General features: G+C 52.1%; 12 protein-coding genes. 10 read left to right on the top strand and 2 right to left on the bottom strand.

All coding sequences use genetic code 11. The features are described from left to right. Nucleotides 1-165: 165 nt before the first annotated feature. A complete protein-coding gene (locus V6575_RS02130; RefSeq protein ID WP_340272365.1) occupies nucleotides 166-864 on the top strand; it encodes a hypothetical protein in 699 nt (232 codons plus the stop codon). Between the two features lie 8 nt (nucleotides 865-872). On the opposite strand, the gene V6575_RS02135 is transcribed toward V6575_RS02130, so the two are convergent. Continuing rightward, on the bottom strand, nucleotides 873-1,955 hold the full coding sequence (locus V6575_RS02135; RefSeq protein WP_340272366.1) for a coiled-coil domain-containing protein: 1,083 nt from the start codon (nucleotides 1,953-1,955) through the stop codon (nucleotides 873-875). A gap of 239 nt (nucleotides 1,956-2,194) precedes the next feature. On the opposite strand from V6575_RS02135, the gene V6575_RS02140 reads away from it, so the two are divergent. The 4 genes from V6575_RS02140 to V6575_RS02155 all read left to right on the top strand — a co-directional run bounded on the left by V6575_RS02140 (nucleotide 2,195) and on the right by V6575_RS02155 (nucleotide 7,684). Continuing rightward, complete coding sequence (locus V6575_RS02140; protein WP_340272367.1) at nucleotides 2,195-4,021, top strand: hypothetical protein; 1,827 nt, start codon at nucleotides 2,195-2,197, stop codon at nucleotides 4,019-4,021. A gap of 270 nt (nucleotides 4,022-4,291) precedes the next feature. Next, the gene (locus V6575_RS02145; RefSeq protein WP_340272368.1) at nucleotides 4,292-4,603 is read left to right on the top strand and encodes a hypothetical protein; all 312 of its coding nucleotides are present in this window, start codon (nucleotides 4,292-4,294) and stop codon (nucleotides 4,601-4,603) included. Between the two features lie 24 nt (nucleotides 4,604-4,627). Next, nucleotides 4,628-6,181 carry a recombinase family protein gene (locus V6575_RS02150; RefSeq protein WP_340272369.1) on the top strand — a complete coding sequence of 518 codons (1,554 nt, stop codon included), beginning with the start codon at nucleotides 4,628-4,630 and terminating at the stop codon, nucleotides 6,179-6,181. 117 nt (nucleotides 6,182-6,298) lie between these two features. Next, nucleotides 6,299-7,684 carry a mannose-1-phosphate guanylyltransferase/mannose-6-phosphate isomerase gene (locus V6575_RS02155; RefSeq protein WP_340272370.1) on the top strand — a complete coding sequence of 462 codons (1,386 nt, stop codon included), beginning with the start codon at nucleotides 6,299-6,301 and terminating at the stop codon, nucleotides 7,682-7,684. Between the two features lie 85 nt (nucleotides 7,685-7,769). Here the strand turns inward: V6575_RS02155 and V6575_RS02160 are convergent, their stop codons facing one another. Then, nucleotides 7,770-8,438 (bottom strand): GntR family transcriptional regulator, encoded by a 669-nt coding sequence (locus V6575_RS02160; RefSeq protein ID WP_340272371.1) that lies wholly within the window; start codon nucleotides 8,436-8,438, stop codon nucleotides 7,770-7,772. Between the two features lie 348 nt (nucleotides 8,439-8,786). On the opposite strand from V6575_RS02160, the gene V6575_RS02165 reads away from it, so the two are divergent. The 5 genes from V6575_RS02165 (at nucleotide 8,787) to V6575_RS02185 (ending at nucleotide 14,722) form a co-directional block, all read left to right on the top strand. Next, entirely contained in the window at nucleotides 8,787-9,536 is a 750-nt protein-coding gene (locus tag V6575_RS02165) for a class II aldolase/adducin family protein (protein WP_340272372.1), read from the top strand. Between the two features lie 99 nt (nucleotides 9,537-9,635). Beyond that, on the top strand, nucleotides 9,636-11,186 hold the full coding sequence (locus tag V6575_RS02170; RefSeq protein WP_340272374.1) for an ABC transporter substrate-binding protein: 1,551 nt from the start codon (nucleotides 9,636-9,638) through the stop codon (nucleotides 11,184-11,186). Nucleotides 11,187-11,283: 97 nt separating this feature from the next. After that, complete coding sequence (locus V6575_RS02175; RefSeq protein ID WP_340272375.1) at nucleotides 11,284-12,252, top strand: ABC transporter permease; 969 nt, start codon at nucleotides 11,284-11,286, stop codon at nucleotides 12,250-12,252. After that, entirely contained in the window at nucleotides 12,252-13,091 is an 840-nt protein-coding gene (locus V6575_RS02180) for an ABC transporter permease (RefSeq protein ID WP_340272376.1), read from the top strand. The genes V6575_RS02175 and V6575_RS02180 overlap by 1 nt, the downstream gene beginning before the upstream one ends. Then, complete coding sequence (locus tag V6575_RS02185; RefSeq protein ID WP_340272377.1) at nucleotides 13,091-14,722, top strand: ABC transporter ATP-binding protein; 1,632 nt, start codon at nucleotides 13,091-13,093, stop codon at nucleotides 14,720-14,722. Before V6575_RS02180 ends, V6575_RS02185 begins: the two co-directional genes overlap by 1 nt. Nucleotides 14,723-14,781: the final 59 nt, after the last annotated feature.

The following is a 14,781-nucleotide window of genomic DNA, read 5'->3' on the forward strand; positions in this document are numbered from 1 at the left end:
TTACACCCTTGAATTATCACCGCTTTCGATGGGTTGCGCCTCTGGCATGCGTGCGCTCTTAATGTCGAAACGGTAGCAGAATCCACGATAAACACAAGTAAAAACCATAATTCTCAATATTGTTCCAAAATAAAATCAAGCAATGATAACCTGAATCACGATTTATTGACAAATATTGCCAATAGTGGTATTAGTTTAGTCAATAATAATAAGAATATCGAAAAATCGATATTAATCGACAGGTACTCAGATGTGGTGTGGCCCGTGAAATCCGGGCAAGGCGTGTTTCAGAAATGGGCACGTCAAAGCGCAATGCGCTCCAACAAACACATTATGAGGCTCAAAATGGCTTTAGGAAAATTGAAAACAGGCTTTGGTGCCGCCGCGCTGGCAACCATGATGACGGTTACCCCTGCCGCCTACGCGCAGGATGCCCAGCCCGTTTCACAAACCCAAGAACAACTGATTTGCGAAGACGTCGGTGAATACCAGTGCGCCACACCGGGATATGGAGTATTTCCCGAGGACAGTGAACTTGCACTCGGGATCATGTCTGAAGGACAGGTAATCATCCACTTTGGTCGAGGCATCGCCAATGCAGGGACGACCGCAGCTTCTATGTCGGATGGGGGCGTACCAACCGTTGCGGTTCCCGGATACGAACAAGATGGTGAGGCCATATTTTATGTTGATGGCGCGAGAATGCAATGGCCACCAACAACGCAAGAAGTGATGGATCGCGCGCCATTTTGGAGCCCTCTTAAGGCATATTTCGAAAACAAGCGCGCGCAGCAAGCTGCCTTGATTAACCACGATGATGAAGATCGTCCGACATTGGCAGCGTTAACCGCCGACGCGAATTAACAGCGCGCTTACCCCATACCACCGGAAATAGACCACCCACCATCGACGGATGCCGTTTGGGTTGGTTCCTCTTCACTCGGGCTGGCTTCGGCAACCGTTGCAGGGGATTCGGTTTCGGCATTGGCCAATTCGACTAACTCAGCGACCGCGGGATCAGTTTTGGCGGCATCCTCAGCCAATTCGGGATATCGTTGCACAATAGCCAACTGCATTTTCTGCCGCTGACCGTCATCTCTTATTCCATCAAAACGTCCAAGTTGCTGCATAAACTCTTCAATTTCCGTATCCTCTGGAATAATGCCCTCGTTCCGTGCTTCGTTCGAACGGCTAGCGACTTCTTCTGACTCTGCATCCCCATATCCCTCGGCGGCATATTGCCCGACCTGTGCAGCCTCACGATCTCGTGCCTCTCTAACAGTGTCCATCAAAGTTCTGTCCTGAGCTTGAACCTCAACGCCATTCAGTCCCAATTCCTGTCGCACCCCTTCACGTTCCGCTTGCAAATCGTCGAGCTTTTCTCGTTCCGCATCAATTTCGCCTTCCAGCACTTCTGCCCTTCTTCGCTTATCGTCGGCACTGTTGTTTAGGCGATCTCGCTCCTGACGCGCCAACTCCAGCAATTCGGCATCCGTCTTGCCATTCGCTTTTTCTCCAAGCTTGGCTTTAAGGCGGCGGCGCTCGTCATCGGACATGCCGTCTTGCTCAGCCGCTTTGATCAACTCATCCAAGTCACCTGCTTGTGCTTCTTCTTGTCTTGCTTCGTCTAGTAACTGATCGCGCTGCTTGACCAAATCTGCTATATGCTTTTCGAGCGCGGCAATTTCTGCGTCCAGCTTGTGGAGCTTCAGCATCAGTGCTGCGATGCGCTTGGCTTTTTTGTCGTTGCTCTCGCTGGAAGACGAAATACTTGAGGCGTCATGGCGTGCCGTATGCATGTTGCCATTCACATTGTCTTTTTCCTCGCCGCGCATTTCTTGGCCCTGCTCAGCTCTGGCGCGGGCATCCACTTGCTGGCGCTCTCGCTCATGCGGCTTTGCCTGCTCAGCTCTTTCATCAGCACGTGTGTCAGCACCGTTGCCCATACTGGCCATGGCGAGTGGCGCTAACCGCGCACTGTCATTAAATGACTCTTTGTATCCCACACTCAAATTAAATCCCCATTTATCGAGTATTAAACGCCTAACCTAAAAGCGTATTTACATAATAATAGACCAACATGGTTAATGATTTATTACTTTTATGTAAAATAGGATATATCTCCACAATTTCCATAGATAATTCAAATTTTATTAATGCATCTCCGGTATTTTATAAATGAGGAGACAAGCATATGGGGCAGCGAGCCGGGTACACTCATCTTGATACAAAAGTAAAAGAAAGGCTTTTCACAAACAGAAAGGCACTGTTTGCCCATTGGCGAGAATGCGATGAGGCGAGAGAAATGCTATCCGCTGCCGCCTTGAAAAGACTTTGCTACGGCGAAGCCCGCTCTGCCAGAATATCCGTCTTAAACTATATTGAGGCGCTGATTGCTGATTGGTCAACGCCGGGCAGCGTCTGTTCTAAATTCAAGATCGCCGTGCATCCTGACGTGATGGATACCCTGAATGCGCTGTCACCTGCACTTCGCGCCAACGTCTATTTCATTTTAAGAACCATCATGGAAGGCGGATTGACGGCACTCAATCAAACAAACATCACTTTTGGTGGTCGGCCAAGCAATGGCTTCGCCCTCAAAGTGCCAACACATCTTGGCGATATCAATGTTATCGATGGTTTTCTTATCCAAGGCTTCTTTCCCAAGGATTTTGATCAAACATTTTACCTACAGTCGATTGAGGAACTAACCTCGAACAAGAAAATTTTCTCACTGCCTCGCTATGTTGATCCACCGGAAGGGCTGGATGTGTATAACACGGCGGCATACCTGCCAATAACATTTGGTGACGCGCAAAAAGCAACCGCCCACCCTATTGGCTCTTTGATCCGAACGAGGCTCCATACACCTTGGTGCCCAGCTCTTGTCATTGAACGATACTTTTACCCGCACCTTCCTGCTTTGGAAGCGGCAGTCAAATGTCGTCAGAATCTCGGCTCCTCTCCAATGTTGGAGACGAAAATAGGTGACTACGTAGATTACATAGAGGTTTTTGAGAGAGGAACCTCGCTTGATTTCGAAGCGCTGCAAGACGCTCCTGCTGACACAATTCGGCTCGTATCCTTCATCGACAAAACCGATGCATTCAGCATGGCGCAGCAAGATTTTGTGCGCATAATGGCGATCAATCTAAAACAGACCTACCAGAACAACAGTTTCGAAATTATAGAAATCATAATCAAGGATGAAGGTGGAAAGACGCCACATTTCGATCTGTTTCTTCAGGAGCATCGGCGTAATTTACTTCTCAACAGCCAACCCGGAAACAGCTTTGGCGGCCTACCTAAATCTTTTTCTATTTTAATCGGTGCGCCGCATACCGACGAAAATAGACAGGCACAAATTCTTATGTGCTTTGATCTGTTTCAGGGATGTGTATACGGTCACCAACTTCCCTACGAATTTAGCCCGCACCGCACGGTTAGACAACACCATCTTAGCGAGCGAAATAGCGGCATTTTCCGAAGCAATATAAAATACCTCACCCATACGCTCATGGCTCTGACGGGATATTGTGCACCAAAAGCATTCTCTCGCAGCTACGACATGAGAGGACGGGAAGATATAGATCTAGCCTCCGCCTACGTCATGCTTGGAAAACACGCTGTCGTCGTCAGCGTTGCTGACGAAAGAGGTTCACGCGCAGAAAAATTGGCTCTCAAAGCTGCAAGCCATATGGCCCTGCGCGGTTATCCGCACGTTATGACCCTGCTGGTGGACAGATACGACGATGACTCCGATATGGTCGAAGTCCATATTGCCGACGAATTAAACTACTATGGCCACTCAGTGGAAGACTTGGAAAGTCTCGACGACGAGGATTTCGCTCTTGGAATATGCCTTGATATAGAAAAGGCTTACAAAGCCACTCAAGCGCTAAGCTGCCTGCTGCCAACCAATCACCCTGATCTTACTGCTTGCGATTACATGCAGCCCGGTCTCTTCAACGACCCTCAGCGCCAGATGGGATTTCTCGAAGAGGACCGCCCGAAGAACTGATAGCAGTTTTGGCAAAATCATCAACACTTACAGGCACACCACGACCCGGCTAAGCATCTGTTATACTTTAGAATAGGTGCCGCCCTAAGCCCCTGTTGAGACATCACTTTTTGCATGATCCCAAAATGGAATGCTATCATGGGTATATGAATTTGTTGCCAAATACACGCATAGTTATGTCAAGTTCCGCCACCAAACCGCCCACTGCGCCGACCGTTTCCAGATACCTGGAGAGAGGATTGGAACTCCCTAACAGGAAAGGCAGAGGCGATGAGTGAGGACAGGACCAGCAATAGATTCAATGGCGCAGCACGGCCCGCAATCACTGTCGATGTCGAGCGCTATCAATCCTTCTTGGATGGAACCGATATGACACAGGCTCAAAAGGAAGCCTACCTGCAAGACATGTGGGAAGTCATGGTCGGCTTTGTTAAACTCGGCTTCGATATCCATCCAGCGCAACTCGCCTGTGGGCAGAATCAAGAAAATTCTGATCCAGGGCCACTTGGCAAGCTGGGACGGGTATACTCAGAGAAATCAAAGATTTCAGAAACATTCAACAGCGCGCCGGAAGTCGATTAGGCCCAACGCGAGGAAGGAAGATTCATGGGAGAAGCTAAAATACAAAGTGAGACTGTGCCCAAGGCTCTGATCTACTGCCGCGTATCGTCCACGCGACAAAAGACGGAGGGTGGCGGGCTCGAAAGCCAAGAGCATCGGTGTCGTCAATATGCCGATTCAAAGGGCTATCAAGTCGTGGGAGTGTTTCCAGATGATGCGTCTGGCGGTGGTGATTTCATGAACCGCCCCGGTATGGTGGCGCTGCTGAGCTTCCTCGATGCCCAGCCGGGCGAGAAATACATCGTGGTTTTCGATGATCTCAAGCGCTTTGCGCGCGACACCGAGTTTCACATCAAGCTGCGCCGGGAGTTTCAGGCGCGCGGCGCACGGATTGAATGCCTGAACTTTAAACTTGATGACGATACGCCGGAAGGCAAGTTCATCGAGACGATCATTGCAGCCCAGGGCGAACTTGAGCGCGAACAAAATCGCCGCCAAGTGATCCAGAAGATGAAAGCCCGCGTCGAGAAAGGCTATTGGGTTTTCCATGCGCCGATTGGATACCGCTACGCGTCTAACCGCGTTCATGGCAAGTTGATGGTTTACGACGAACCCTTAGCCTCCATCGTCAGGGAGGCGCTTGAAAGTTATGCGATAGGCCGTTTCCGCTCCCAGGCGGAAGTGAAGCGTTTTCTAGAGAGCAAGCCAGATTTCCCCAAAGACCTGCCCAATGGCGAAGTGCGGGCCTGGAAGGTCACGAAGATGCTCAAACAGTCGCTCTATGCGGGCTTTATCGAAGTGCCCAACTGGAATGTGAGCCTCCGCAAAGGGCATCATGAGCCGCTCATCAGCTTCGACACCTTCACCCGCATCCAGAAAAACCTCGACGCCGGAGCGCGCCCAGCGGCGCGAAAGGATATCAGTGCCGATTTCCCGCTGCGCGGCTTCGTCTGTTGTGATGACTGCGGCAAGCCAATGACGGCTGCCTGGAGCAAAGGCTGCCGCAAACGGTACGCCTATTACCTGTGTGATACGAGAGGGTGCGAGTCAAAGCGCAAATCGGTCCCGCGTGCACGGATCGAAGATGGCTTCTCGGACATCTTGAAAAACATGCAACCGTCCAAGCGCTTCTTCGCGCTCGCAAAGCAGATGTTCATCGACGCTTGGGATATGCATTTGGCGGAAGCGCAGGTCGCCAAGCAGGCAATGGTCAAACAGCTCAAAGAGATCGAGACTCAGATCGAAGGGGTGCTGGATCGGATTGTAGAAGCGACAAACCCGTCTGTGATAACGGCCTATGAAAAACGGATCGAGCGGCTGGAACGCGACAAGATTGTGCTTGCTGAAAGGGTCGAAAACCACATCCCGCCCAAGGGGAGGTTGGAAGAGTTTATCGAACTCTCGCTTGTGTTCCTGTCAAGGCCTTGGGAAATATACGAAAATGGCTCTCTTGCCGTGAAGCGCACTGTGCTGAGATTGGCATTTTCCGAGCCACTTCGCTATAGCCGGGAAAACGGTTATCGAACTACAGAAACCACCTTTCCGTTCAAGGTGTTAGCTGGTTTCAACAACCAAAATGAAGAGATGGTGCACCTCTGAAGCTTTGAACCGCAGGCAGGCTAGGCAATAGATCTCGTCCATGGATCTTTACCTTTCCACCAGTTTAGTCTGGTACAGAATATCTAGACAATTTTCCAAAGAGGTATTGCATACCTAATGATCGTTCCTTGCATTCTTTCAGGCGGCATTGGCTCCCGGCTCTGGCCCCTTTCCCGCAGAGATCGCCCCAAGCAATTTCTTCCAATTTTCAACGGCGAAAGTCTTTTTCAAAAGACTATAAACCGGGTCAAAGGCGGCAGTTTCATTGCTCCTATCGTGATCGGGAACAATGATCATCGCTTCCTGATGGGAGAGCAACTCTCTGAGATCGATGCGGTCGCCGACACAATTTTATTAGAACCGATGGGCCGTAACACTGCGGCCCCGGCTGCGATGGCCGCTCTGATTGCTGCTGAAAAAGATCCCGATGCGCTTATTCTGCTACTGCCGTCTGATCATCTGATTGCCAAGGAAGATGTTTTCCAACAGGCCATCCGTGACGCGACCCCCGCAGCACAAAACGGACAGATCGTAACGTTCGGCATCACGCCACATGAGCCGAACACAGGCTATGGCTACATCAGGCTGGATGTTGGCTCTGCGCCCGTTCGAAACGTCGCAGCTTTCGTGGAAAAACCAGACAGCCAAAAGGCCGAAGAATTTCTGGCGAACGGTAATTATGTCTGGAATGCCGGAATTTTTCTTTATTCTGCCAAGGCAATGATCAGCGCTTTTGAGATCCACAATCCCGACCTACTGGCCGATGTTATGGCAGCACTTGCAACCAGAAGCAGCGATCTCGATTTCACACGTCTGGACAGCGATGCCTTTGCGAAGATCAAGAGCATTTCGATCGATTATGCCATCATGGAACGAGCAAACAATATCTCATGCGTTCCCATGTCCCCCGGTTGGGATGATCTTGGCTCATGGTCTGCGATCTGGGAAGTTCTTGACAAGGATGCGAATGGCAACAGCGGCCTGGGAGACACCCGTTTTCTGGACGCGGAGAACTGTCTTGCCTATGCTGATGATGGCCTCGTTTCGGTTATCGGCCTGTCCGACGTGCTCGTGATTTCCACCCGGGACAGCGTTCTGGTCGCGCACCGGGACAAAGCGCAAGACGTCAAGAGAATCGTTGAAGCGTTGGAAAAAGAGGGCCGCCAGGAAGTCAACGCTCATCCACGCGCTTATAAAATGTGGGGTTGGACAGAACGGATCAATTCCGGAGATCGCTTTAGCGTTCAGTCCATGATGATCAAGCCGGGAAAAGGCCTCACACTGCAAAGCCATTTGCACAGGGCAGAACATTGGGTTGTCGTCTCGGGCACTGTCGAAATAACCATCGACGGAAAGGCCGAACTTCTGGCGGAAAATCAATCAGCTTATGTTCCGCTCGGAGCCAAACACAAGCTCCACAACCCAGGCAAAATCCCAGTCCGCATGATTGAGGTACAGTCTGGCACCTATCTGGAACAGGACGATATCCTGCGCCACAGTTAGGAACTCATCGTGATCTAGGGCGGAAATGGCAGAGCTGATTCCGTCCTTTTAGAGAACGATATCCGCAGCATCTCCTAATTTTCAATCAAGGTGTTTTGTTCAGGCTTTCAAAAAGCGGAACGATCTGATCCCGCGCAGCCGCAATGTGGAAATGCAAAGCCTCTCTCAGGCCCTGACGATCTTTCTTCTTCAAAGCTTCAAGAATGGGAACATGCGTTTCCGCCATCCGGTATGGATCATCATAAATCGTACCAATGAGCGCAATCCCGGCCCTCATATCCGTGGCAAGATCATCAAAGGCTTTCAACAAACGGTCATTGCCGCTAAAGCTGCAAAGCATGCGATGGAAGCTAGAATCGGCAGAAATCCGTTCCTCAATCGACCCCGCTTCGGCCAAGTCGTATAGATTTTGAATCTGCGCCTCTAAAGCAGTCAGCTCAGCATCGCCGATTTTTTGAATAGCCAGATCGGCCGCATGCAGCTCAAGACCTATCCGCAATTCATAGATATCATCCAGGTCCTTCGCGCTCAAAGTGCGTACAAAAAAGCCGCGGCGCGGGCTTGAAACAACAAGCCCCTGACTTTCCAGCAAGCGCGCAGCCTCGCGAACCGGGGCCCGGCTGGTGCCGAACTCCTGAGACAGACGAAGCTCGTTCAATCGTTCAGCTGGCTTGAACCGGCCAGAGACAATCGCATCGCTAATTTGGCGCGCAATCTGTTGAACAAGATCTGTCGTCTCCACCGGTGAGAACATTCCGCAACGTTTTCCTTTACTAATCCCTGCCAAGCACACCTTTAAATGCTGCGATACCGCATCAGGGATAAACGCGCATCATTTGCCCGAAACAGCTTCATACAGCAAGTCATCAAAGTTGCACCTGTCCTGAACGAACGACATCTCAAGCATGATCTGCGCTTGCTAAGCAGGCATCATTGCCCAAATTTTGTCAATTGTCGACAATTGACAATAGAGAACCCACATGTTTGCCTAGTGTCAGCTTGAACGACATCCCGGACATACGTCCCCAAAACATCTTGAGACTTGAAGGATGCGCAAAAGCATCATCAAGGCAAATGAGATGCCTGAATTGAAAGAGAGCCCATGGGATCTGACCAGCCGAAAGAGCGAATTGAACTGGCTGCGGCCTATCGGCTCATTGCCCACCAAAAAATGGATGACAGCATTTTCACCCACATATCGGCCAAAGCGCCCGAGAGCGAAGGTCAAAATGCGTTCCTGATCAACCCTTATGGTCTTCGCTTCGATGAGGTCACGGCAAGCAACCTTGCCACCGTCGATATCGATGGCAACATTCTGCGCGACAGCCATGGCGCCGGAATCAACAAGGCAGGTTTCACAATTCACAGCGCAGTGCACGCCGCCCGCCCCGATCTACATTGCGTCCTGCACACTCACACAGTCGCAGGCGTTGCAATCTCGTCGATGGAAGAAGGTATCCTTCCGCTAAACCAGTGGGCGCTGCAATTCCACAACCGCATAGCCTTCCACGACTATGAAGGCATCGCGCTCGATCTGGCCGAACGGGAACGCTTGGTCGAAGACCTTGGGGACCGCAAGGTTATGGTCCTGCGTAACCATGGGCTGATGACATGCGGCCGGACTGTCGGCGAAGCCTTCGGCTTGATGTTCAACATGGAGCGGACCTGTCGCGCCCAGCTGAAAATCATGTCTTCCGGTGGGACATTACGAAAAATCGACCCAGCGCTCGCCGAGAAAACTGCACAGCAGTACGAGAACTGGGACAAGCAGCATTCCGGCAACAAGTCAGATCCACAGTGGGATGCTTTCCAACGTCTCGCCATAAAACACTATCCGGATCTGGTGAACTGACGGGACAACACCAGACAACCAAAAACTCCAGAAACTCAGCACGTGGCGTGAACAGAGACATAAGTCCGGCACACCAATACAATTCGAGGGGAATTAAGAATGCTGAAGAAATTATCCATATTGGCCGCGACACTCGTCGTAGCCGCAAGCACCGCTTATGCTGGACCAGTGTCTGGCGGGCGGGCAAATGCGGTCATCCAACCAGAACCTCCCAGCCTGATGCTCGGACTGGTTCAAAACGGCCCAACCCAAATGGTCGCTGGCAATATCTACGAAAGCCTGTTGCGCTACGGCCCTGATCTAGAACCACTGCCGCAGCTCGCCAAAACCTGGGAGATATCCGAGGATGGCCTGACCTACACATTTCATCTGTTTGACAATGTGAAGTGGCATGATGGAGAGCCATTTTCCGCAGATGATGTTGTTTTCTCGGCGGATGTATTTCTGCGCGAGACCCATACACGTCTGCGCCAGTCGCTAAAGTACGTGGAATCAATCACGGCCACGGATGCCAATACTGTTGTATTCAAACTGAACGAGCCTTTCGGACCGTTCATAGGCATCTTCGAGGTCGGCACCATGCCAATGATCCCGAAGCACATCTACGAAGGCACCGACTACAAAACCAACCCGGCGAACAACACGCCCATTGGAACCGGTCCGTTCAAGTTCAAGGAATGGGTAAAAGGCTCCCACATCCTTCTGACCAAAAACGAAGACTATTATGTTGATGGTCTGCCGTACCTGGACGAAATTTACTGGCATGTTATTCCGGATGCAGCGTCGCGCTCGGTGGCTTACGAAACCGGCGTCATCGACATCCTGCCAGGTGGCTCGGTCGAAAATTTTGATGTGCCTCGCCTTACCGCAATGGACAACACATGCGTCACCGACAAGGGCTGGGAATTCATTGGCCCACTATCGTGGATGTGGCTGAACAATCGTGAAGGGCCGACCGCAGACAAGCGTTTCCGCCAGGCCATCATGTATGCGATGGACCGAGAGTTCGCGAAAGATGCGCTATGGAACGGCCTCGGAAAAGTCGCACAAAGCCCAGTTTCCTCATCCACCCGTTTCTTCACGGACGATGTGAACCACTACGACTATGACCCGGAAAAGGCCCGCGCTCTTCTCAAAGACATGGGCTACGATGGAACTACTGTCCGCCTTCTGCCCCTACCTTACGGCGAAACATGGCAGCGTTGGGCTGAAGCGATCAAACAGAACCTTGAAGAAGTCGGCATCAAGGTCGAGATTGTCGCCACAGATGTCGCCGGTTGGAACCAGAAAATCAGCGAATGGGACTACGACCTCGCCTTCACTTACCTATATCAGTATGGCGATCCTGCCCTCGGCGTGGCACGGACATATGTTTCCTCAAACATTGCCAAGGGATCCCCATGGAACAATGTTGAAGGCTATGAGAACCCAAAGGTCGACGAACTCTTTGCCAAGGCAGCAACTGCAGTCACCAAAGAAGAGCGGCAGAAGCTCTATACCGAAGCTCAGCAGATCCTCACGGACGATGTCCCTGTTGCTTGGCTTCTCGAGCTTGGCTTCCCAACGATCTACCGCTGTGATGTCAAAGACCTCGTGACCACCGCAATCGGCGTCAACGACGGTTTCCGCGACGCTTACATCGAGAAATAAGCCTCATAGGTAACAAATGCTCTGCACGGATCAGCTTAGATCCGTGCAGACAGCCTTTCGAACCCAAAAGCGGCACAAACCCGCAGGACGAGGCCTGATGCTCCGTTTCATCGCTATGCGCCTGGTCAAGGCGGCGATCATCCTGATCGCGATCGTGACTCTCAATTTTTTCCTGATCCACGCTGCGCCCGGCGATCCCGCTGCGGTTATGGCTGGCGAGGCAGGAGCTGCAGACAAAATTTTTCTGGAACAGCTACGGGCTCAGTTCGGCCTGGAAAAACCTTTGTTGACGCAGCTCGGTCTTTATCTGGTCGGTGTCCTGCAGTTTGACCTTGGCTTCTCATACAGGCAGCAAATGCCAGTAGCAGACCTGATATTCGACAGGCTCCCAGCAACTGTCTTGTTGACCATAACTGCCTTCATCATTTCCTTGGTATTGGGAACAGTCGCTGGCGTTCTGGCATCTGCACGTGTCGGAAAATGGTCTGACACACTCATCTCGACCTTCGCGCTGCTATTCTATGCCACCCCACTGTATTGGGCAGCGCTGATGGCGGTTTTGGTCTTTTCCGTCCAACTCAACTGGTTGCCGGGCTTTGGCTATGAAACAGTTGGTGGCGGTTATAAAGGGTTTGACCGGGTTCTGGACATTGCCAAGCATCTGATCCTTCCGGCTGGAACATTGGGCCTGTTTTTCATGGCGGTATACATGCGCATGACCCGCGCTTCCATGCTCGAAGTCAGCACGCTGGATTTCGTCAAGACGGCCCGTGCCAAAGGCCTCAAGCCCGGCATCATCCAAAGACGCCACATCTTTCGCAACGCGCTGCTTCCGGTCCTGACACTCGCAGGCCTTCAGGCAGGCCAACTTGTAGGCGGTGCAATTTTGACCGAAACAGTCTTTGCTTGGCCCGGCATTGGTCGCTTGATGTTTGAAGCATTGGCTCAGCGAGACTACAATGTCCTTCTCGGCGTCTTCTTCGTCTCGGCGGCCATGGTGCTCTTGTTCAATCTGATCACCGACATTCTTTACCGGGTCGTTGACCCCAGAATCAGGGTGTCTTGATGGCTGACTTCTGGAAACGTTTCAAACGCAATCGCGGTGCCGTCATCGGTTTAGCCATCCTCTTGGCTGTTGTCCTGATCGCTGTTTTCGCCCCCCTTCTCTTCCCTCAATCTCCATGGAAAATGGTACAGAGACCATTTCTTCCCCCCTTCGCTATGGATCGTTTCCCTCTTGGAACGGACACATTGGGCCGCAATGTCATCGCGGGCCTTGCATACGGTGCCAGGGTCTCGTTGCTCGTGGGTTTAATCTCGACGCTGGTATCCCTTCTGATTGGCATACCGATTGGCGCACTGGCCGGTTACTTCGGCGGACGGGTCGACGATGCTCTGATGCGCTTTACCGAGTTCTTTCAGACCGTTCCGAATTTCGCGCTGGCAATCGTTCTGGTGGCAATCTTTGAACCCAGTGTTCAGTCAATTGTAGGTGCCATAGCCATCGTCAGCTGGCCACCGGTCGCCCGGCTGGTCCGGGGTGAGGTTCTGTCTCTCCGCTCACGCGAATACGTTGAAGCTGCAATCCTGTCCGGTCAAACCAGCATCACCATCATCTGGCGTCAGATCCTGCCAAACACTCTGTCTCCGATCATCGTTCTCGCCTCCCTCATGGTCGCAACAGCAATCTTGCTGGAATCTTCCCTTTCCTTCCTGGGCCTGGGCGATCCAAACCTCATGTCCTGGGGCTACATGATTGGCGCTGCACGAACTGTTATCCGGCAAGCCTGGTGGCTGTCATTTTTCCCCGGCCTTGCCATCGTGCTGACTGTTCTGGCCCTGAATCTGATTGGCGAAGGTCTGAATGATGCCTTGAACCCCCGTCTGTCTCGAAAGGGCAAGTGATGACCAGCAAGACAGAGCCGGTTCTACGAATTGAGAACCTTCAGATATCCTTGCCAGAAGGCGCGGATCGGCCCTTTGCGGTCGACGGCGTTTCCTATGAACTCAATGCTGGCGAGATTCTCTGCATCGTTGGGGAAAGTGGCTCCGGAAAATCCATGTCTGCCAACGCCATGATGGGTCTTCTGCCCGACATGGTTCGCCCAACAGCGGGGCAGATCATTTACGGAGGCAAAGACCTTCTAACTTTGAGCGAACCGGAATTGCTTGACCTGCGCGGCCGAAAAATCGCGATGATCTTCCAGGAGCCCATGTCAGCGCTCAACCCACTAATGCGCATTGAAGACCAGATTGTGGAAGTCTTCGAAGCCCATGGCCTGCTCACGATTAAAGAACGCAAGCTCCGAGCACTAAACCTTTTGATCGAGGTCGGAATTCCTGACCCTGAAAAAGCCTTGCGTGCCTATCCGTTCCAACTCTCAGGTGGCCAGCGTCAGCGTGTCATGATCGCCATGGCGCTTGCTTTGGAACCAGATGTCCTGATTGCCGACGAGCCGACAACTGCGCTTGATGTCACCACACAAGCCCAGATCCTCGACCTGATACACGATCTTAGAGAACGTCACGGCATGGCCGTCATGTTCATCACCCATGATTTTGGCGTCGTCGCCGAGATCGCAGATCGGGTCGCGGTGATGCAGTTCGGCAAGATCGTTGAACACGGCAATACTGACGATGTGCTCGACAACCCGCAGCACGAGTATACTCGCAAGCTGATCGCAGCGATCCCCAAACTGCACGCTGAAAAGCAAGACGACGCCTCCCGCCAGACACCCGTTCTGGAAGTCACTGATCTTTGCAAGACATATCGCTCTGGCGGAGGTTTCTTCGGCGGACCGGAGCGTGTGGTCAAAGCCGTACAGATGATAAATCTGGAGCTTGCTGCAGGTGAAACCCTCGGCATTGTCGGCGAGAGCGGATCGGGAAAATCCAGCGTAGGCAGATGTCTTGTACGCCTGATGGAGCCAGACAGCGGATCCGTCTTTCTGGCTGGTGAAGATATGGCAAAATTGAAGGGCGAAAAGCTGCGCGCAGCACGCAAATCGATCCAGATGATTTTTCAGGATCCCTTTGCTTCACTCAATCCACGAACCAAAGTCGGACGGATTATTGCCGAGGGGCCAATCGCCCACGGCGTTCCTAAATCAGAAGCCTTCAGTAAGGCTGTAGAACTGCTAGAGCTCGTTGGTTTGGACCAATCCGCCATCGACCGCTATCCTCACGAATTTTCCGGCGGTCAGCGACAGCGGATCGGCATCGCCCGGGCACTGGCTCTGGAACCGAGTGTCATCATTGCAGATGAGGCTGTCTCCGCACTGGACGTTTCCATCCAGGCTCAGGTTCTGGATCTGCTGGCCGACCTCAAGCAACGCCTGAACCTTGCGCTGGTGTTCATCACCCATGACCTAAGAGTCGCCGCCCAGATTTGCGACAGAATCGCAGTGATGCAGCAAGGGAAGATCGTGGAAATCGGCACAGCCCATGACGTATTCAATGCCCCAACCAGCGCCTATACCAAGTCCCTGATCGAAGCCATTCCGGGACGCGAAAAAGAACTGGCAGCCGCTTCCTGATAACTAGCTGAGAGTCAAACAATTAAAGCCTGAGCTCCGGGCCAACCATTTATTAGAAA

It is taken from the genome of Roseibium algae (assembly GCF_037783265.1).
In the GTDB taxonomy this organism is placed as follows: domain Bacteria; phylum Pseudomonadota; class Alphaproteobacteria; order Rhizobiales; family Stappiaceae; genus Roseibium; species Roseibium algae.

Coding starts and splice junctions, on each gene's coding strand:
- V6575_RS02175 (WP_340272375.1), top strand. CDS start 11,284: ATGCTCCGTTTCATCGCTATGCGCCTGGTCAAGGCGGCGATCATCCTG.
- V6575_RS02150 (WP_340272369.1), top strand. CDS start 4,628: ATGGGAGAAGCTAAAATACAAAGTGAGACTGTGCCCAAGGCTCTGATC.
- V6575_RS02180 (WP_340272376.1), top strand. CDS start 12,252: ATGGCTGACTTCTGGAAACGTTTCAAACGCAATCGCGGTGCCGTCATC.
- V6575_RS02145 (WP_340272368.1), top strand. CDS start 4,292: ATGAGTGAGGACAGGACCAGCAATAGATTCAATGGCGCAGCACGGCCC.
- V6575_RS02155 (WP_340272370.1), top strand. CDS start 6,299: ATGATCGTTCCTTGCATTCTTTCAGGCGGCATTGGCTCCCGGCTCTGG.
- V6575_RS02160 (WP_340272371.1), bottom strand. CDS start 8,438: ATGTTCTCACCGGTGGAGACGACAGATCTTGTTCAACAGATTGCGCGC.
- V6575_RS02185 (WP_340272377.1), top strand. CDS start 13,091: ATGACCAGCAAGACAGAGCCGGTTCTACGAATTGAGAACCTTCAGATA.
- V6575_RS02170 (WP_340272374.1), top strand. CDS start 9,636: ATGCTGAAGAAATTATCCATATTGGCCGCGACACTCGTCGTAGCCGCA.
- V6575_RS02165 (WP_340272372.1), top strand. CDS start 8,787: ATGGGATCTGACCAGCCGAAAGAGCGAATTGAACTGGCTGCGGCCTAT.
- V6575_RS02140 (WP_340272367.1), top strand. CDS start 2,195: ATGGGGCAGCGAGCCGGGTACACTCATCTTGATACAAAAGTAAAAGAA.
- V6575_RS02135 (WP_340272366.1), bottom strand. CDS start 1,955: ATGGCCAGTATGGGCAACGGTGCTGACACACGTGCTGATGAAAGAGCT.